The sequence below is a fragment of the Mesorhizobium sp. M8A.F.Ca.ET.218.01.1.1 genome, from assembly GCF_004791165.1.
Taxonomy (GTDB): domain Bacteria; phylum Pseudomonadota; class Alphaproteobacteria; order Rhizobiales; family Rhizobiaceae; genus Mesorhizobium.
In genome coordinates this window covers 1-18,482 of sequence record NZ_SRUZ01000008.1, presented here as the reverse complement: position 1 = coordinate 18,482, position 18,482 = coordinate 1, and the positions used below count along the sequence as shown (strand labels likewise).

General features: G+C 64.1%; 20 protein-coding genes. 14 read left to right on the top strand and 6 right to left on the bottom strand.

Annotation, left to right across the window (positions count from 1 at the left end; genetic code table 11):
• Positions 1-90 precede the first annotated feature (90 nt).
• From EN861_RS26120 to EN861_RS26110, 3 genes are read left to right on the top strand one after another with little or no spacing between them, the layout of a single operon-like run.
• Positions 91-624 carry an SspB family protein gene (locus EN861_RS26120; RefSeq protein WP_135866469.1) on the top strand — a complete coding sequence of 178 codons (534 nt, stop codon included), beginning with the start codon at positions 91-93 and terminating at the stop codon, positions 622-624.
• A 16-nt stretch (positions 625-640) separates the two neighbouring features.
• On the top strand, positions 641-850 hold the full coding sequence (locus EN861_RS26115; protein WP_135866466.1) for a DUF4169 family protein: 210 nt from the start codon (positions 641-643) through the stop codon (positions 848-850).
• Positions 847-1,077, top strand: coding sequence for a ribbon-helix-helix domain-containing protein (locus tag EN861_RS26110; RefSeq protein ID WP_135866464.1), 231 nt, complete (start codon positions 847-849; stop codon positions 1,075-1,077). The genes EN861_RS26115 and EN861_RS26110 overlap by 4 nt, the downstream gene beginning before the upstream one ends.
• Here the strand turns inward: EN861_RS26110 and EN861_RS26105 are convergent.
• A complete protein-coding gene (locus EN861_RS26105) occupies positions 1,074-2,873 on the bottom strand; it encodes a chloride channel protein (RefSeq protein ID WP_135866462.1) in 1,800 nt (599 codons plus the stop codon). The genes EN861_RS26110 and EN861_RS26105 overlap by 4 nt on opposite strands.
• A 164-nt stretch (positions 2,874-3,037) precedes the next feature.
• On the opposite strand from EN861_RS26105, the gene EN861_RS26100 reads away from it, so the two are divergent.
• The 3 genes from EN861_RS26100 (at position 3,038) to EN861_RS26090 (ending at position 4,795) form a co-directional block, all read left to right on the top strand.
• Positions 3,038-3,469, top strand: a complete 432-nt coding sequence (locus tag EN861_RS26100; protein ID WP_189343736.1) for a MarR family winged helix-turn-helix transcriptional regulator — start codon at positions 3,038-3,040, stop codon at positions 3,467-3,469.
• Between the two features lie 105 nt (positions 3,470-3,574).
• A complete protein-coding gene (locus EN861_RS26095; RefSeq protein WP_127871655.1) occupies positions 3,575-3,880 on the top strand; it encodes a hypothetical protein in 306 nt (101 codons plus the stop codon).
• Between the two features lie 33 nt (positions 3,881-3,913).
• Positions 3,914-4,795: a sigma-70 family RNA polymerase sigma factor gene (locus EN861_RS26090; RefSeq protein WP_127871656.1), complete on the top strand. Its 882-nt coding sequence runs from the start codon at positions 3,914-3,916 to the stop codon at positions 4,793-4,795.
• 39 nt (positions 4,796-4,834) lie between these two features.
• On the opposite strand, the gene EN861_RS26085 is transcribed toward EN861_RS26090, so the two are convergent.
• Entirely contained in the window at positions 4,835-8,839 is a 4,005-nt protein-coding gene (locus EN861_RS26085; protein WP_135866460.1) for an AsmA-like C-terminal region-containing protein, read from the bottom strand.
• A gap of 133 nt (positions 8,840-8,972) precedes the next feature.
• Between EN861_RS26085 and EN861_RS26080 the strand changes: the two genes are divergently transcribed.
• Positions 8,973-9,935, top strand: a complete 963-nt coding sequence (locus EN861_RS26080) for a Dyp-type peroxidase (RefSeq protein ID WP_135866458.1) — start codon at positions 8,973-8,975, stop codon at positions 9,933-9,935.
• A gap of 57 nt (positions 9,936-9,992) precedes the next feature.
• On the opposite strand, the gene EN861_RS26075 is transcribed toward EN861_RS26080, so the two are convergent.
• Together EN861_RS26075 and EN861_RS26070 are read right to left on the bottom strand one after the other, a co-directional pair.
• Complete coding sequence (locus tag EN861_RS26075) at positions 9,993-10,511, bottom strand: hypothetical protein (RefSeq protein ID WP_135866456.1); 519 nt, start codon at positions 10,509-10,511, stop codon at positions 9,993-9,995.
• Between the two features lie 100 nt (positions 10,512-10,611).
• On the bottom strand, positions 10,612-12,027 hold the full coding sequence (locus EN861_RS26070) for an FAD-linked oxidase C-terminal domain-containing protein (protein ID WP_135866454.1): 1,416 nt from the start codon (positions 12,025-12,027) through the stop codon (positions 10,612-10,614).
• 102 nt (positions 12,028-12,129) lie between these two features.
• Between EN861_RS26070 and EN861_RS26065 the strand changes: the two genes are divergently transcribed.
• Positions 12,130-12,615, top strand: a complete 486-nt coding sequence (locus EN861_RS26065; protein WP_127871660.1) for a thioesterase family protein — start codon at positions 12,130-12,132, stop codon at positions 12,613-12,615.
• Positions 12,616-12,847: 232 nt separating this feature from the next.
• Positions 12,848-13,045: a hypothetical protein gene (locus EN861_RS26060; RefSeq protein WP_015317249.1), complete on the top strand. Its 198-nt coding sequence runs from the start codon at positions 12,848-12,850 to the stop codon at positions 13,043-13,045.
• 61 nt (positions 13,046-13,106) lie between these two features.
• Here EN861_RS26060 and EN861_RS26055 read toward each other — a convergent pair whose 3' ends face one another.
• The gene (locus EN861_RS26055) at positions 13,107-13,586 is read right to left on the bottom strand and encodes an Lrp/AsnC family transcriptional regulator (RefSeq protein WP_127277573.1); all 480 of its coding nucleotides are present in this window, start codon (positions 13,584-13,586) and stop codon (positions 13,107-13,109) included.
• Between the two features lie 89 nt (positions 13,587-13,675).
• Between EN861_RS26055 and EN861_RS26050 the strand changes: the two genes are divergently transcribed.
• From EN861_RS26050 to EN861_RS26040, 3 genes are all read left to right on the top strand, one after another.
• A complete protein-coding gene (locus EN861_RS26050; protein WP_135866452.1) occupies positions 13,676-14,593 on the top strand; it encodes a DMT family transporter in 918 nt (305 codons plus the stop codon).
• Positions 14,594-14,736: 143 nt separating this feature from the next.
• Positions 14,737-15,885 carry a histidine kinase dimerization/phosphoacceptor domain -containing protein gene (locus EN861_RS36680; RefSeq protein ID WP_135866449.1) on the top strand — a complete coding sequence of 383 codons (1,149 nt, stop codon included), beginning with the start codon at positions 14,737-14,739 and terminating at the stop codon, positions 15,883-15,885.
• Positions 15,882-16,328 carry a response regulator gene (locus EN861_RS26040; RefSeq protein ID WP_127277581.1) on the top strand — a complete coding sequence of 149 codons (447 nt, stop codon included), beginning with the start codon at positions 15,882-15,884 and terminating at the stop codon, positions 16,326-16,328. Before EN861_RS36680 ends, EN861_RS26040 begins: the two co-directional genes overlap by 4 nt.
• Before the next feature lie 6 nt (positions 16,329-16,334).
• On the opposite strand, the gene EN861_RS26035 is transcribed toward EN861_RS26040, so the two are convergent.
• A complete protein-coding gene (locus EN861_RS26035) occupies positions 16,335-17,222 on the bottom strand; it encodes a dienelactone hydrolase family protein (RefSeq protein ID WP_135866446.1) in 888 nt (295 codons plus the stop codon).
• A 348-nt stretch (positions 17,223-17,570) separates the two neighbouring features.
• Between EN861_RS26035 and EN861_RS35560 the strand changes: the two genes are divergently transcribed.
• Positions 17,571-17,723: a hypothetical protein gene (locus EN861_RS35560; protein ID WP_189343756.1), complete on the top strand. Its 153-nt coding sequence runs from the start codon at positions 17,571-17,573 to the stop codon at positions 17,721-17,723.
• A 9-nt stretch (positions 17,724-17,732) separates the two neighbouring features.
• Positions 17,733-18,164 (top strand): hypothetical protein, encoded by a 432-nt coding sequence (locus tag EN861_RS26030; RefSeq protein ID WP_135866444.1) that lies wholly within the window; start codon positions 17,733-17,735, stop codon positions 18,162-18,164.
• Positions 18,165-18,482 lie beyond the last annotated feature (318 nt).

The following is an 18,482-nucleotide window of genomic DNA, read 5'->3' as shown; positions in this document are numbered from 1 at the left end:
CTTCGGCGCGGCGGCGGTCTATATCAGGTTTACGCCGCCCTCAAGCTTGATTACAGCTATGCGGACGATTCAACGGAACCCGACCAACTCATGGCCGACGACCACATCCGCTACGACATTCTGGCCCAGGAGGCGTTGCGCGGCGTCATGCGCAAGGTCCTGGCCGAGGTCGCGCGCACCGGCCTCCCCGGCAACCATCATTTCTTCATCACCTTCCTGACCGGTGCGCCGGGCGTGCGCGTCTCGTCGCGCCTGCGCGAGCGCTATCCCGAGCAGATGACCATCGTCATCCAGTTCCAGTATTGGGACCTGAAGGTCACCGACACCGGATTCGAGGTTGGGCTCTCCTTCTCCGACGTGCCGGAGAAACTCGAGATCCCATTCTCGGCCGTGCGCGGCTTCTACGATCCCTCGGTCAATTTCGAACTCGAGTTCGACGTCAAGACCGATGCGCAGCCCGACGAGGAACCGGCCGCACCAGCGCCCGAACCGCTGGCCATCGTCTCCGAGAAGAAGCCGAAGGCCGAGAAGAAGGCCGCCGCCGAAGCGGAGAAAAAGCCCGCCGCCGATGCCGGTACCAAGGGCGCCGAAGTGGTCTCGCTCGACGCCTTCCGCAAGAAATAGGCTCGCGGTTCCCGCCATGGCCGACATCGTCAACCTTCGTCAGCTCCGAAAACAGAAGGCGCGGGCCGACAAGGAACAGGTTGCCAGCCAGAAGCGCGCCTTGCACGGCCGCACCAAGGCCGAAAAGCAACGCGACCGCATGGTCGCCGACAAGAGCGAAAGGTTCGTCGCGGGCCATCACCGCGAAAAGCCCGGCGAAGCGGGCGATCCCAGTGACGGTCAATGAGCGCCGTCGAAAAACGCTCGGTGACCATACGCGGCCATCGCACCAGCTATTCCCTCGAAAAGCCTTTCCATGACGATCTCGTCGCGATGGCGGCGGCAAGGAAGCTGACGCTCGCCGCCCTTGTCGCCGAAGTCGACGAAACGCGGCCCCGCGACACCAACCTGTCGTCCGCGCTCAGGCTGCATGTCCTGGAGTGGGCGAAGCGCGGCGCCGCCGGCGAGACTTAAGAAGAAGCCGTGCGCTCCTCTTTCTTGCCTCCGGTGCCGAAGCCAAGCAAGGTCGAGCGCTCGCGTTCCTCGGCCTGCTTGCGTGAGCGCACGCGCATCAGATCCTTCCAGCCGACATAGCCGACCAGCCTTCCATCCTCGCGCGCCACGACCGGCAAATGCGATACATTGGCCGTCAACAATTTGTCCGACAGACCTTCCAGATATTCGTCGGGATAGGCCAGCGTCACCTTGCTTCCGGCCAGCAGCTCGCCGAGCGTCGTCGTCCGGTGCTTGCCGGCACGGCGCCAGCGCAGGATCGCCGGCGGATCGATGAGGCCGAGCACCTGCCTGTTTTCATCGACCACGGGAAAACTCGGATGCCGGGTTTCTGGCGCCGTCAGGAAGGCGGCCGCGCCATGCAGCGTCATCGTCGCCGGCACGCTCTCGACCTCTGACGTCATCACCTCACGCACCCTGGTGAGCGCGAATGGATCGACGCGATATTCGCGCACCAGGTGGTGCCCTCGCCTGGCGATCTTCTCGGTCAGGATCGAACGCTTCATCAACAGCACGGTGACCGCATGCGCCGCCGCACAGGCCGCGATCAGCGGCACCAGCACATGCGTGTTGCCGGTCAGCTCGACGGCGAAGAAAGTGGCTGTCAGCGGCGCGCGCATCGTGCCGCCCATGGTGGCGGCCATGGCCAGCAGCGCCCAGAAGCCCGGGTCCGCCGCCGGCAGGATCCCGGCAAGCACCGCACCCATCGCGCCACCCATGATCAACAGCGGCGCCAGCACGCCGCCCGAGGTTCCCGAGCCGAGCGCCACCGACCAGATGATGGCCTTGACCACCAGCAGCAGAAGCGCAGCGGTGGCGATGGTGCGGCCGTCCAGCATGTCGGCGATGTTGTCATAGCCGACGCCGAGCGCCCGTGGGTCGATCAGGCCGCCCATGCCGACCACCAGGCCGCCGAGCATCGGCCACCACATCCAGTGGATCGGCAGCTTCTGGAAGCCGTCCTCGCAGGCATAGACCATCTGCGTCAGCAGCCCGGACAACAGACCCGCACAGATGCCGATCAGCACCCAGCCGCCAAGGCCGAGGAAGGAAACCGCCATGCTGCCCTGGAACGGAAAGATCGGCCCCGGCATATGCAGCATCGTGCGCTCCACCTCCGCCACGATGGCCGCCACCGCCACGGGAATGAAGCTGCGCGGCGTCCATTCGAACAAAAGCAGTTCCACCGCCAGCATGATGGCCGCGATCGGCGTGCCGAACACGGTGGTCATGCCGGCCGCCGCGCCCGCCACCAGCAGCGTCTTGCGCTCGGTATCGCTGACCGGCAGCATCTGCGCGATCAGCGAGCCGATGGCGCCGCCGGTCATGATGATCGGACCCTCGGCGCCGAACGGCCCGCCGGAGCCGATCGAGATCGCCGACGACAGCGGCTTCAGGATCGCCACCTTGGCATCGAGCCTGGAGCGCCCGAGCAGGATCGCCTCGATGGCCTCGGGAATGCCGTGGCCGCGGATCTTCTCGCTGCCATAGCGCGCCATCAGGCCGATGATCAGCGCGCCGATGACGGGAACGAAGACGGCGGCAAGTTCGAGCGGCGTATCCTGCAGCTTCAGCTCGGCAAGCGAGAACTGGCCGAAATAGGCGATGTTGGTGGCCAGGCGGATCAGCTTCAGCAGCACGATGCCGGCAAACAGCCCGGCGGTCGCCACCACCACCGCTATCGCGGCGACGAGCAGCACCCTGGCGTCGGTGGTGAAATCCCTGAGATGACCGGGATTGGAATTGTGGGTCTTCATGGTGGCTTTGCTTCCTGGCGGCGGCCGTGTCTGGTTTTGCGGCACGGTCGAAGTGGCCAGCCGGTTGTTGGTCGGTTATGTATCGTAACACGATATATCTGTTCAAGCTGGTTTCGTTCGAAATTTCGTTTGAGCTTTCACCGGAAAACGAAGACATCTGCGATATGACGCAGCCGCCTAAGACACCACGCCCCGCCATCAGGCAATCCGACTACCAGCGGCTGTCCGAGTTCCGCTACCTGATCCGCCGTTTCCTCGAATTCAGCCAGGTGCAGGCCGAGGACGCCGGCCTGACCCCGCGCCAGCATCAGGCGCTGCTGGCGATCAAGGGATATCCGGGCGGCGGGCCGGTGACGATCGGCGACCTTGCGGAACGCCTGCGCATCCGCCACCACAGCGCCGTCGAACTGGTCAACCGCCTCGGTGAGGCAGGACTGGTCGCACGCGATCAGGACAAGGACGACCACCGCCGCGTGCTGCTGCGGCTGACCGAACGCGCCGACGATTGCCTGGCCGAACTCTCTGCCGCGCATCTCGACGAGCTGTCGCGCATCGAACCCATGCTGCGGCGCCTGCTCGACCGGGGCCAGGACTGACATCCGGCGTCTGCGCGGGCCGGTACCGAACTATTTTTTTGAAATCCGAATCCTTCGGCCTGGCTGAGGCGTCTTGGACAGACGACAGCCAAGGGAGCCGATGCGATGAAACATCATTTGATACGCTACAAAACGAAGCCGGACCGGGCGAACGAGAACGAGCGCCTGGTCAAGGCTGTGTTCGAGGAACTGCGCGGCAAATCGCCGGAAGGCGTTCGCTACATGACCTGGCGCTCCGGCGACGGCACTTTCGTCCATCTCGTCGAGATCGAAACCGACGAGCATGCTGACATCATCCCCGGGCTTGCCGCTTTCGAGGCCTTCCAAAACGGCATCAGGGATCGCTGCATCGACCCTCCGCATCGTGACGTGATGACAGTGGTGGGCCATTATCGGATGCTGGACGAGTAGCCTGAATAGAACCATGGCAAGAACGGCCGGTGCATGAACAGTCCAGGCGAGATCCCAAGGCCTTTCGACCGCTTGTTCGGCGAATTGCGTCCCAAACTGCATCGCTATTGCGCCCGCATGACAGGCTCGGTCGTCGATGGCGAGGATGTCTTGCAAGAGGCGCTGGCCAAGGCATTCGAGGCCTTGCCCAACGCCGGCCTGATCGCCAATCCCGAAGGCTGGCTGTTTCGCATCGCGCACAATACCGCGCTCGACTTTTTGCGCCGCCGCGCCCGTGAGAAGACGTTCTACGAGGAGGAGCCGGACATGATCGCCGACCCGGCAAATTCGATCGCCGAACGGCAGGCCGCGGCAGCCGGATTGCACAGTTTCATGCGCCTTCCCGTCGCGCAACGAAGCAGCGTCATCATGATGGATGTCCTGGGCTATTCGCTGCGGGAGATCAGCACCATGCTCGACACCAGCGTCCCCGCGGTCAAGGCCGCGCTGCATCGTGGCCGCGGCCGGCTGCGTGAGATCGCAGACGAACAGGACGATCGTCCTGTTCCCAGGCTGAGTGCATCGGAGCGCCTGTTGCTCGACGCCTATGTCGATCGCTTCAACGCCCGCGATTTCGACGCCGTGCGGGACATGCTAGCCGATGAGGTACGCTTGGAACTGGTGGCCAGGGCAAGGCTCAGCGGCCGCAAGGAGGTGGCAACCTATTTCGGCAATTATTCCCGGGTGCGGGACTGGCATTTCCAGCCTGGTTTCGTCGAAGATCGTCCGGCAATCCTCGTGCGCGATCCCAACGATCCCACGGCAGCGCCGGCATACTTCATCCTGCTGGGTTGGCAGGGCGGCAAGCTCGCCGCCATCCGCGATTTCCGCCACGCCAGATACGTCGCTGACGGCGCTGAAACATTCGTTCTTTGAGGCGATTGCCAGTCGGGCGGGCAGCCGGAATGCCTAGTCCTACTGCAGCGACTTCAACAGATTGTCGACCGTGAATGGGTTGGCTTTCGGCTTGGCCGGAGGCGGATTGTCGTTGGCGGGCGACTGCTCGGCCTTGGGCGCCTGTTGCGCCGCCTTGCGCTCCGCCTCGAGCCTGGCTTTTTCCTGGGAGGCAATGCGCATTGCCTCCTCCGCCTTCTGGCGTTCCTGTTCGGCCTGCGCCTTGGCCGCCTCGTCGGCTGCCTGCTGTTCCGCCGCCGCCTTGGCCTCGGCATCGGCCTTGGCTTTCGCGTCTGCGTCCGCCTTGGCTTTCGCTTCCGCGTCGGCCTTTGCCTTGGCATCCGCTTCAGCCTGGGCCTGAGCGTCGGCTTCCGCTTTCGCCTTGGCGTCGGCCTCCGCTTTCAGGCGCGCCGCTTCCTCCTGTTGGCGCAGTTCCTCGGCGGCCTTGTCGCGGGCATCCTGAAGTGCCGCGTAGTAGCGCACCTCGCGCCGCAGCCGCTGTTTCTCGAGCAGCGCGGCCTGCATCGCCTCGACGCGCTGCTGTTCTTTTTCCAGCGCGCGCTGGGTCAGGAACTGCGCCAAGGGCTCGCTGTCGAACTGCCGTTTCACCGCGCCGAGCGGCCCCTCGGCGGTGAAATTCACGGCCGGCTCGGAGCCGACCAGCGCTTCTTCGCCGGCCCGATAGGTGACCGCGCCCTTGGCCGAAACCGTGCTGGCGTTGAGGTCGGCCGTGATGTCGGCCGACAAGGTCGCCGCCGGATTTTCAAGGCTGATCGGCGGCGCCCTGAGCGTGCCGCCGGCAATCGTGAAGGCGACCTCGGCGTCCTTTGCGGCGAAGCTGCCGGCGGCGGCGATGTCAGGCGCGAAGCCGGCCGTCTTGGCGGCGTCGATATCGCGGCCGATCGCATCCGCCTTGACAAGGAAGGCGCTGAAGGCATCGGGATTGACGCCGGCGATTTGCAAACCCTTCAGCGCCGCCGTGCCGGAACCAGACAGGGCGGCGATCATCGCGTCGACCGACTTGCCGCTGGTCGACAGCGTCGTCGAGAAATCGCTGGTGCCGCCGATGCCCGCGTCCGGCAAGACGCTTGCCAGATCGGCACCCGCCAGCTTCATCTGTCCGGTGAAAAGCCCCGTGCCCTCATTGTTCTTCAACTCGAACAGGCCGGTCAGCGCCCCGCCGAGGAATTTGGCCTTGAGATCGGCCACGCGGATGCCGTCCGGGTCGAGCTTGAGCGAGAAGGCCGCGTCATAGGCGGTGGCGAGCGGGCCGGCGGCCAGCGAAGCCGTGGTCAGGTCGAGATCGGCCGTGAACGGCAAGCTGGACTTCTGGCTGAACGGCGCCGACGGCCACGCACTGGCCCTGTTACTCTTGCCGGCCTTGTCACTCTTGCCGGCATTGTCACTTTTGTCGGCCCCGTTCTTGTCCACGAGAAAAGCGGAATCCCCGAACAGCGCCACCGCCATCGGATCAAGGTCGAGTTCGTCGAGCGCCAGCGCGCCGGCCAGATGCGGCACGCCGTCCTTGCCGTCCACGCCCTGCTTGACATCGAGGTTGATGTCGCCGGACACGGCTGCCTCGTTGATGGCGCCGCTGAGCCCGGAGAGCACCAGCAGGCCGTTGCCATAATCGGCCTGCGCGGCCAGCGATGTCGACATGCCGGCTCCCATGCCGGGCAGGCCGATGCCCGTCGTCATCAGCCATGGCTCGATGTCGGAGGCGTCGAGGTTGACCTTGCCCTTCGCCGTCGGACCTTGCGGCGTGTCGGCGACCGTTCCCTCGAAGCCGGCCTTGAAGTCGTTGCCGGCAAGGCTGAAGCTCGTCGTCAGGCCGCCGCCGAACGTGCCCTTGGCCTGGATATCGGTGCTTGCCTCGCCCAGCATGCCGAGCGGTAGCGCCGGCAAGCCGTAGAGCGCCAGCAAGGCGGTTGCGTCCGGGTTCCTGGCATTGAACGTCAGTGTCACGGGGGCGTCAGAAAGCTTGCCCACCGCGCCCTTCCCCGACAGCGACGCCGAAAACGCCGAGCCGCCGGCCTTACCTTGCCCGCTCATCGCCAGGCCCGTGGAGCCGTCGCCATTGTCGGCGGCACTGGCCACGAGGTCGATGCGCGCATCCTGGAACAGGTCGGGATAAGCGGCGGCGCGGCCCGCGAGCCCCTTCAGCACGGCATTATCAGGATAATGCTGCGCGGCGACGTCGATCAGCGGTTTCAGGTCGACAGCCACCACCGAGGCGTCGAGCTTGCCGGTCGGGCTCGCCGGAAAATCCTTGATCCGGCCGGTGGCGCTGATCGAGGCGCCGGCCAGTCCGCCCACCGACAGCCGGTCGATTTCGAGCAGCCCGTCCCGCAGCCTGAGTGCGGTATCGACCGTGTCGGCGGTCAAGCCGCCGGCGCTGACCGGGCCGGCCTTGATCTGGAAATCGAGGTCGCTGCTGGCAAAACGGTTGGCGCCCTTGTCGCTGACGAAGATCGAGGCGAAGGCCGCCAGCCCGTCGACATCAAGTTCGCCGCCCTCGAGCCGCATCAGCACCGAGGGCTTTGCGTCGCCGTCGGGCTGGCTGGAATCGATGCGACCGGAAAACTTCGCCTTGCCCAGGATCAATTCGAGATCGCTGAAGGATTGATGGTTCTCCGAGAGATCGACCTTGGCCTTGAAACCGGCGGCAGGCAGACGGCGGATCGCCTCGTCGACATCCTTCGACAGCCACGCCGCAAAACCCGAGGGTTGCGCCACCGCCAGCAGCAATGAGCCGGTGAAGCCGAAATGGCCCTGCACGTTGAGCATGACCTTGCCATCGGCTTCCAGCTTGGTGCGGCCCGGCAAGGTCGCGGCGAGCGATTTCACCGACCAACCGTCATCGACCGGCTCGGCGGAAAGATGAACATCGCGCACCGTCGTGTCGCCGGCCACCACCGCCGGCAGCTTGACCTCGACCGTGCCGGGAATTGTCGGCTTCGGCAGATCGAGCAGCGCCTGTTCCAGCCCCGCGATACGCTGGTCCAGCGTCAGGCCCGCGCCGGCCGGCGCACCCACCGCCTCGTCGAGTTGCACCTGCGCGCCATTGGCCTCGATGGCGAAACTCGGTTTCTGGCCGAGATCGACCGAGGCCTTGCCGTCGGCGGTATAGGGATTGTCCAGCGGACCGGTCTCGAAACGGAATTCGTCGACGCCAAGCTTCTGGTGATCGAGCGAGAACTTGCCGTTCAGCCGAAAGCCCGGATCGGGCTTGCCGGCGCTGACCTTCACCGTCTCGCCATCCGTGCCGCGCAGCTCGGCTGAATTCTTGTCGGCGCCCGAAATCTTGAACTGGCCGGAATAGACGGCCGCACTGTTGACGATGCCCGCATTGCCGTCGGTCTCGATGACCAGCGGATAGGCATCGGGGTCCGCCTTCAGCCGAAGCCGCAGCTGCCCGGAAGGTTCGGCCTTGCCGGTCGAGGCCGCAACCGTGGCGCGCAAGCCGTCGAGACGCAACGTGCCGTCCATGCGCCACGGACCGGCCAGCGATTTGGCTGAAATGGTCGAGTTGATCTCGGAGAAGATGTGGCTGCGGCCGCCGGCGGCATGGCGCAGTTCGATCTGCCCTTCCGTCACCGTCAGTTTCTCGATCGAGACCTGTCCGGGGTCGAAGGGCGAAGACGGCCGCATCGCCCAGTCGACGGTACCATTGGCGGCGATGTCTATGATTGCCTTCGGCCGCACCAGCCGCATGTCGAAAATCAGCACCTCGCCGCGCAGGAAGGGCGCGAGTTCCGCATCCATCGAAAACGTCTCGACGGTCATGGCCGGCTGGCCGTTGGGGCCGCCGGCGACGGCGACGTTGGAAAACGTCACCGAGGGAAACGGCAACAGCCTTGCCGTGGCGTCGCCCTGCACGGTTACCTTGCGGCCCAGGATGGCGCTTGCCTCGCGCTCGAACTCGGCGCGGTAGCCGGTCCAGTCGACAAAATACGGCACCACCAGCGCCGCGCACAGCACCAGCACGAACAAGCCACCGAAGATCACGAACAGGCGTGCGAGCATCAGCTCCGAACAGGTTGATTGAAATTCTGCCGCACTCTACCCGCATCCGCGTGTCGATAAAGAGGCAAATCATCCCGTGTTGCGTCCTGCCGGACGATCTGAAACAAATCCTGGAAAAAGCGGAGATTCTCGGATGTCGGGCAAGAACTGGGACCGTGTGCCGATCGATGCGCAGAGCGTCGATGCCCCGCTTTCGCAATCGGCGATTTTTCTTGTCGTCACCGTTGCCGGCGAACAGCCGGTCCTGGCCAGGGTGTGCTCCGTGCTCGGCGAACTCGACGACCTGGTCAAGACCGTCGGATTCCGCGACCTTGGTGGCCGCCTGTCCTGCATCGCCGGCATCGGCAGCGATCTCTGGAACCGGCTCAGCCCCGGCCGGCGGCCGCTGGAGCTGAAGCCGTTCGCTCCGATCAAGGGCGCGGTCCATTCGGCGCCAACGACGCCGGGCGACCTGCTCTTCCACATTCGCGCCGAGCGGCCCGACATGTGCTTCGAATTCGAACGTATCCTGCTCGACAGGCTTGGTCCCGGTGTGACCGTCGTCGACGAAGTGACGGGCTTTCGCTATTTCGATGCCCGCGACCTGCTCGGCTTCGTCGACGGCACCGCCAACCCGGCCGGCCTTGACTTGCCCGCCTCGGCGCTGGTCGGTGACGAGGATGCCGATTTTGCCGGCGGCAGCTATGTCGTGGTCCAGAAATATTTGCACGACATGCAGGTCTGGGCGCGCATTCCAACGCCCGAGCAGGAGGCGATCATCGGCCGCACCAAGATCGACAACATCGAAATCGATGATGACGACGCGCCGCGCAAGTCGCACAAGTCGCTGGCCACTATCGAGGATGCCGACGGCAATGAATACGATATATTGCGCGACAACATGCCGTTCGGCAGGCCCGGGCAGAACGAGTTCGGAACCTACTTCATCGGCTACAGCAGATATCTCTGGGTCACCGAGAAAATGCTGCAGCGCATGTATGTCGGCGATCCGCCCGGCGCCTATGACCGGCTGCTCGACGTCTCGACGCCGCACACCGGCACGACCTTCTTCGCCCCCACCCGTCCCATGCTGCAGACGCTTGTGCAGGCGAAGTAAGAGAAGCTTTGTCGCTGCGCAGTAGAGCGTCGGCTGGCGGCCTCTATCCGCGGCCCCTCAACGTGCGTCGCGTTTCGCCTGCGCCACCTTGGCCGCCTTGCGCTGCCGGCCGAGTTCAGCCGGTCGGACCAGGCTTGCAACCTTCTGGTTGGCCACGGCCTGCATACCCTTGTGCGCCGTGCGCGAATTGTGCGTCGGACCGTTCGGGGCTTTCTGCTTCAAGGTCAGCGCCTTGCGCGCGTTGCCGACCAGCGAAATGCGGGCCGCCAGTTGGCGGCGCAGTTCGGCCTCGCCGTTCAGCCGCCGCATCGCCGTCGCCAGCACCGCAAGCTTCACTTGTGAACCGCCATGAGCCTTCGAGGCGGTCGCGCCCTTTGACGCGCCCTTGCCGCGGATTTCACGACGGCGGCGATGCGCTTCGGTCTGCGCCTTGTCGCGCCGTTCCCGCAACAGCTTGACCAGGCCGGAAAGGTCGGCGTCGGAAAGATCCTGGACCGCCGGATGGTGCGACTTCTCCACCAATTCCTTTTCGTCGGCGCTCAGCGCGCGCGCTTCTTCCTTGCGTGAAATGGCCATGACAGTCCTCCTCAGCCGGCACGCCTGTTTTCCAGGCTTGCCACTTGAGGAGCCTCGACCCGAATGGCGGCGCGGTCAAGACCGGCGCCTCACGATGCCCTTAGCCCATGTCAGGCAGGATCTTGCCCGGATTCATGATGTTTTGCGGATCGAGCGCCTGTTTGATGGTGCGCATGATGTCGACGCCATGGCCGAGTTCGTGGCGCAGGAAGCCGATCTTGCCCTGGCCGATGCCGTGCTCGCCGGTGCAGGTGCCCTCCATGGCGATCGCCCGCATATTGAGCCGTGCGACGAACTTTTCCGACAGCGCGATTTCCTCGGGGTCGTTGACATCCATCAGCACCAGCACATGGAAATTGCCGTCGCCCGCATGACCGACGATCGGCGCGATCAGGCCCATCTCGGCGATGTCGGCTTCGGTCTCGGTGACGCATTCGGCAAAGCGCGAGATCGGCACGCAGACATCGGTCGACAGGCCCTTGGCGCCCGGCCGCAAGGTCAGCGACGCCCAGTAGGCGTCGTGCCTGGCCTTCCACAATTTGGTGCGCTCCTCGGCGACGCTGGTCCACAGGAACGGCCCGCCGCCATTTTCTTCGGCGATCATGCCGAAGGTCTCGGCCTGCTCGGCAACGCCGGCGTCGCTGCCGTGGAATTCCACGAACAGGCACGGGCTCTCGGGATAGTCGAGCTTGGAATAAGTCTTCATCGCTCGCATCTGCAGCGCGTTGACCAGTTCGATGCGCGCCACCGGAATGCCCATCTGGATCGTCGCGATCACCGCGTTGCAGGCCGCCTCGACACTCGGGAACGGGCAGACGCCGCCCGAGATTGCCTGCGGAATGCCTTGCAGCTTCAAGGTCAGCGCGGTGATGATGCCGAGCGTGCCTTCGGATCCGACCAGCAGCCTGGTCAAGTCATAGCCCGCCGAGCTCTTTTTCGCCCGCTTGCCGGTCGTCACGGTCTCGCCGTCGGCCATCACGGCGGTCAGCGACAGCACGTTCTCGCGCATCGTGCCGTAGCGCACCGCATTGGTGCCGGAGGCCCGCGTCGCCGCCATGCCGCCGAGCGAGGCATTGGCGCCCGGATCGATCGGGAAGAACAGGCCGGTGTCGCGCAGATGCCGGTTCAGGCCCTCGCGCGTCACGCCGGGTTCGACGGTGCAGTCGAGATCCTGCGGATTGACCGCAAGAATGCGGTTCATCCGCGACGTATCGACCGAGATGCCGCCACCCGGCGCGTTGGTGTGGCCTTCGAGCGACGAGCCGACGCCAAACGCGATCACCGGCACGCGGTGTGCCGCGCAGGCGCGCACGATTTCCTGCACCTCGGCCGTCGTCTCCGGGAAAGCGACGCCGTCGGGCGCCTGCGTCGGAATATAGGTAGTCGTATGCGCGTGCTGCGAGCGGATCGCCTGTCCGGTCTGGAAGCGCTCGCCCAGACGCTGCTTGAGGATGCCGAGTACGGCCGCGATGCCTTCCTCGTTGCGTTCGACCGGATTGAGGTCGCTCAGAGCCATGGAATCCTCCGCGAATGGACCAGCATGCATGCTTGTCATGCGATTATGGATGCGTAGTCTCCACGACCACGCTCTGTCCAGCACCAGAACAAGGAAGTTTCGATGTCCATCCTCGCCCCCTTCGTTTCCAAGCCCATGGACATCGAGAAGGACTGGATCGACTATAACGGCCATCTCAACATGGCCTATTACAACGTGCTGTTCGACCGCTGCTCGGACGAGGCCTTCGAGGCGATGGGCATGGGCCTGGACTATGTGAAAGAGCGGCGGCTCACCATCTACACCGCCGAAGTCCATGTTTGCTACGTGCAGGAGTTGCACCTGGACCACAAGGTCATAGTCTCCTTTCAACTCATCGACCATGACGAGAAGCGGCTCAGGGCCTACCAGGAAATCCGCCATGTCGACGGCTGGCTCGCCGCCACGTCCGAGACCCTGTCGCTGCATGTCGACATGTCGGGGCCGAAGGTGGCGCCCTTCCCGGCCGATGTGCTGGCCAGGATCGAAGCCATGCGCGCCGCCCATTCGGTGCTGCCAATGCCCGAACGCGCCGGGCGCTCGATCGGAATCAGGCGCAAGCAGGGCTAGGGCAAATTCGAGGACGGAACGACTTCAAAGCCACACCCGCGAACCAAAATCGCCGGCCCCCTCAAATCGACTGGCGCCAGCGCTTGAAGCGGTCCTGGACCCACATTAACCTTACCGAGGTTTTAACGGGAACAAGCCAATTGAGCCGTTGAACGACTCAGCGGAGCGGTCGAAAACGTCCGCACCAGGGTTGTTTACGGGCGGCGGGGCGAAGCCGGTTCGAGGGACGTGCATGAAAACCGACATCAAGGTCGAGGTGGATAGGCTGGCGGCCGATCCGCGCATATCAGACTATGATTTCTGGCGTTCGCTCAAGAATGTCGACAACGAGATCTTTCACATCGCCAACAACAACGAACCGATCCCATTCGACATGATTCGCTGGCGCAGCATCCTGAAACGCGCCCGCCTGAAGCGCGGCCACGCCTGAGGCAAGCGATTTCGATCGCCGTCTGGCGCTGACATTTTTCTCAAGCAACATCTCACCGAGATCAAACCTGCCGCTTGATCGCCGCCAGCGGCGAGCGCGCGATCACCGGCGACGACTGGATGATCGCCGTGTTGGTCATCGCATGGGGGATGATGCGATCGATCACCCGTTCGAGTTCGGCCACCGAGCCGACATGCGCCAGCGCGATGAAACAGTCTTCGCCTGTCACCCGGTCGCATTGCGCGATCTCGGGCAGGGAGCGGATGATCTCGGCCACGACCGCCAATTGCCCCGGCACCGGCCGGATGCGCAGCCATGCCGACAGTTTCAGGCCAAGCGCCGCGGGATTGATTCTGACCGAATAAGCTTCGATCACGCCGTTCTCCTGCAGCCGCTTGAGGCGCTCGGCCACACTCGGCGCCGACAGGCCGACCGAGCGCGCCAACTCCGCCGTGCTGATGCGCGCGTCCTCTTCCAGCAAGCGCAATATTTTCATGTCGGCGGCGTCGAGGTCGACGCTTTCGCTTCGAAGGCGTTTCATGGAAAAATCCTTGCTTCCGGGAAAGAAATGACCGGACTTGCTGCTCATCGTCCATATAAACCGGAAAGATCGCCTGCGATACTGCGCCGATGGATGACCAGGCGCAAGTCCCGACTGCCGGTCGCGATGCCACCAGGCCTGCTCTTGCCGGCCCCGACCGCCTGGCGACGAGACTGCCGCCGCACGTCTGGTTCGGTGTCAGCGCCATCTTCCACTATCTCGGGCCGGCCTTCGCCGTATTGCTTTTCCCGCATGTCGGCGTGCTCGGCATGGCGTGGCTGCGCATCGCCACCGCGGCGCTGATCTTCGCGCCGCTGACGCGGCCCTGGCGAACCTTCGTCGGAACCGATACGCGGACGCGCCTGTTGTTGCTGGCCTTCGGCGCTTGCCTGGCGGTGATGAACTGCTCGTTCTACCTGGCGCTCGACCGCTTGCCGATCTCGCTGGTGGCCGCGATTGAATTCGTTGGCACCATCGGCATTGCGCTGGTCGGCCTCAGGAGCACCCGCAATCTGGTCGCTCTTGCCATAGCCGTCACCGGCACCTTGCTGTTGACCGACGTCAGATGGTCAAGCGACCCGATCGGGCTGTCCTGGGCCTTCCTCAACGGCGCGCTCTTTGTCGGCTACATCATGCTTGGCCACCGCGTCGCCCGCACCGGCGCCGCCGACGGCATCGCCGGCCTGGGTGCCGCCATGGCGGTCGCTTTGGTCGTCGTGCTGCCGATCGGCTTCACCGACGCGCTGCCCGCCTTCTTCTCGCCGCCGCTGCTCATTGCCGCCGTCGGCGTCGGCATCTGTTCCTCGGTCATACCCTATGCCTGCGACCAGCTCGCCATGGCGCGGTTGCCGCGCTCGAGTTTCGCGCTGATGCTGTCCCTGCTGCCGGTCACCGCGACACTGATCGGAGTCGTGGTGCTGCGTCAGATCCCCGGTCCGGCCGACTGCATCGGCATCGCCCTGGTGGTGGCCGGCGTCGCCTTCCACAAGCCGGCCTCCGCCGGCTAGTCGAGAAATCCCTTTCCTCCCAGTCGGTTGCAAAAAGCATCCGTTGGTTCCCACCTGCGTCGAACTGCGACAGGCCGTTCGAGATTGAACCAAATCCGACTTTGAGCCGTTGTCTCCCACGAAAAATGGCTTGGAGCGACGCGATGGACTGGAAAAAGACCAGGGAACCCGCCGACGCATGGCACATGACCGACGACCTTCATGTCGAGCAAGGCAAGGGCGACCCCTTCGCGGCGGCCATCCGTGCCACGCGGATGTCTATGATCATTACCGATCCGCGCCGGCAGGATAATCCGATCGTCTTTGCAAACGACGCCTTCCTGCGCCTGACGGGATACGAGCGCCATGAAGTTATCGGCAAGAACTGCCGCTTCCTGCAGGGCCCCAAGAGCGACAAGGCCGCCATCGCAGAGATACGCGCCGCGATCGAGAACGAGACCGATCTTAGCGTCGATATCCTGAACTACCGCAAGGATGGTTCGAGCTTCTGGAACGCGCTCTACATAAGCCCTGTCTCCAACGACAAAGGCGAATTGCAATTCTTCTTTGCTTCCCAGCTCGATGTTTCAGACCGCAAGCGTTCGGAACATCGCATCACCGCGGACAAGGATCGCTTCGAGAAAGCCGTGAGGGAACGTACTGCGGAACTCGAGGCGGCGCTCGAGGCGCAGACCACGCTGCTGCACGAGGTCGATCATCGCGTGAAGAACAACCTGCAGATGATCTCCTCGCTCATCCTCATGCAGAGCCGGGCCGCCAGTGACGAGAATTTGAAGCGCTCGCTGGGCACGATGCTGGAACGCATAGAGGCGCTCAGCACCGTGCACCGCCGGCTCTACCAATCCAAGGACGTCAGCAAGTTCGATGTCTCGGATTTTGCCAGGGATCTCGTCTCCGAGCTGCTCACGGCTTCGGGACGCTCGGAAATCAATCCGAAACTCGATCTCGAGTCCATCATCATCCCAGCCGAGAAGGCAACGCCGGTGGCATTGATGGTGAACGAGCTCCTCACCAACGCACTCAAGCATGCCTTCAAGGAAGGGCCGGATGGCACGAGATCGGGCAGCATCGGCATCAAGATGAGCCAGCCAGACGGCCATTTGAACATCGAGGTCTCGGACGACGGCGTCGGCATGGCGGACGCCAATGGGGACGCCTCCTTCGGCATGCGGCTGATCAAGTCGCTTGCACGCCAATTGCGCGCCGACATCGAGTGGCGCGATGCCGGTCCCGGCACTCGCGTTGTCATTTCGATGCCCAACGGACCACAGCACAAAGGGAACCTGTCATGAATGAGCCTCTCAAGGTCCTGATCGTGGAGGATGAGGCCTTGCTGGCCATGGAGCTGGAAAGCCTTGTCCAGGACGCCGGCCACAGTGTGGTGGGCTGGGCGACATCCCTGGCCGAAGCAAGGGAGGTGGTTGATTCGACGCGGGCCGACATCGCCTTTGTCGACATCCACCTCACCGACGGCCCGACCGGCATCGATGTCGCCGAATATATCGACGACAGGAAGAACTCCATGGTCGTTTTCATGACCGCCAACCCGAAGCGCATTCCCGACCATTTCGCCGGCGCGATCGGGGTCATTGCCAAGCCCTACACGGTCCACGGGGTGACTTCGGCCCTGCGCTATTTGCAGGAAGGCGTACGGCGCCCGCCGCCGACATCGGAGCGTCCGGCGGGCTTCACCTTGTCGCCGGCTTTCGAGACGGTCTGGGCGCCGGGAAGGTGACGACGATCAAGCCAGCTTCTGCTTGAGGAAAGCGACGGTCCTGCCCCAGGCGAGATCGGCCGCCTTCTTGTCGTAGCGCGCCGCCGAGGTGTCGTTGTTGAAGGCATGGTTGGCGCCTTCATAGACATAGACCGTGTATTCGACATGCGCGGCGTCGAGCTCCTTCTTGAAGGCATCGATCCCGGCATTGGTGCGCTGGTCGAGGCCGGCATAATGCAGCAGCAGCGCAGCCTTGATCTTAGACGCGTCGGCGGCGTTCGGCTGCATGCCGTAATAGGCGACGCTGGCGGCGAGGTCGGGCGCATTGACGGCCAGCATGTTGGCCGTGCCGCCGCCCCAGCAGAAGCCGATGGCGCCGACCTTGCCGTTGCCGTCCTTGTCGGCCTTGAGAAAGGCGACCGTCGCCACGCCGTTGGCCACGGTCTGCGCCGGGTCGAGTTTCCCGAACATGTCGCGCGCCTTGTCCTCATCGGCGGGCGTACCGCCGAGCGGCGACAGGAAATCGGGCGCGAGCGCCACGAACCCTTCCAGCGCCACACGCCGGGCGACGTCGCGGATATGCGGGTTGAGCCCCCTGTTTTCATGAATGACGATGACGGTGCCGAGCTTGCCGGCCTGGTTCGCCGGCTTGACCAGATAGCCCTTCATCTCGCCGCCGCTGCCGGGATAGGTGATGTCCTCGCCTTTCACGCGGACATCGTTTTCGGCGACAATCGCCGCCTGGGCGGAGTTCGCCGCCAGCATCGGCGCGATCGCGGCGGCCGCGGCACCCGATCCAGCAAGCCTGGTCAGTTGCTCCATGAAGCGACGGCGATCGAGCGTCAGATGGGTGTATTCGTCATAGGCGTCGATCATCGCCTGGGTGATGACGGGCTTGGTGGTGACGTCGGTCATGGGCTTCCTCGATCTCGGTGTCTTGACTTCGGTTTCCTTGCCGTCCGCAAGATAGGGGCGAGCCTGTCATCGTCCACTGGACGGTGACACCTCGCCGCCTCCAAGACCGCCAGCCAGGCCGCTGAAGATCATCACGTTTTTGTCATCGGTGAATAATCTTGATGGCGCTGCCACAATAGTGGGGGAAACTGGCTGGCCGGCCGCTTTTGGCGGTCACGGTAGAGCAATTCCAGGAAAAGTGCGTAGCGGTTTTCCGTCCGGAATTGCGTAAAACAAGAAGTTAGAGTGGGGCAGAGGTTCTATCAAACTCTGAACCGCTCTAGGCCCGATCTGGAAGGAACAATGCCGATGACCACGACCTCGCCGATGCTCGCAACAGCTTTCATGGTTGCGGCCGCCGTTCTGGCGATGCGCGCGGCCGTTGTTGCGGCGAGTCGCAAGTCCATGGTCAAGGTACGCAGCCGCCAGCGCCATCCGGCAAACACGAAAACCCAAGGTTGAGGTGAAGTCATGGACGTCCAGGACATCGTGAACACCGTCTCGCAGAAGGCCGGTCTCGACCAGGCTACGACCGAAAAGGTCGTCGGCACCATTTTCTCGGTCCTCGAGCATGAGGCGGAAGGCACCAGCGCCTCCTTCTTCTTCGCCAAGATTCCGGGCGCCGATGCGCTGGCGCAGAAATACGACGTCATGGCCGCCCCGGCCGGCGGCGGCGGCTTCCTGTCCTCGCTGCAAGGCGCGCTTGGCGGCGTTCTCGGCGAGAAAGCCGGCGCGCTGGTCAACGGCCTCGCCGCGCTCAAGGCATCCGGCCTCGACATGGCGCAGATCCAGAAGGCAGGCGAGACGCTGGTCCAGCAGGCCGAGGCAGCCGCCGGCCCCGATTTGACCAACCAGGTGCTCGGCTCGGTGCCCAGCCTGAAGAGCCATCTGGGGCTCGGCTAAGACGGCGACGCCGGCCGCCCGGTCGAAGGCAGAAAAACGTCCTGCATTGCGACGCTTTGCTGACCATGGCTGGCGCTGCCCCTCACCTGCCTGCCGGCATCCTCTCCCCGTATAGTGACGGGGAGAGGGGCGCTGTCATCGCCGATTTCGCTAATCCCCAATGATGCAAGAAGGCGCCGCGGTTGCGTCCAGTGTCCAGCCGATAGATGGGTAACAGATTGAACCGGATACATAGGTAACAGTTCTCCCCCTATGCATCCGCCGCAGCGCCAAGCGGTTTGGTTGGCGCGGCGCTGCGGCGGACGAGCTTCATACGTC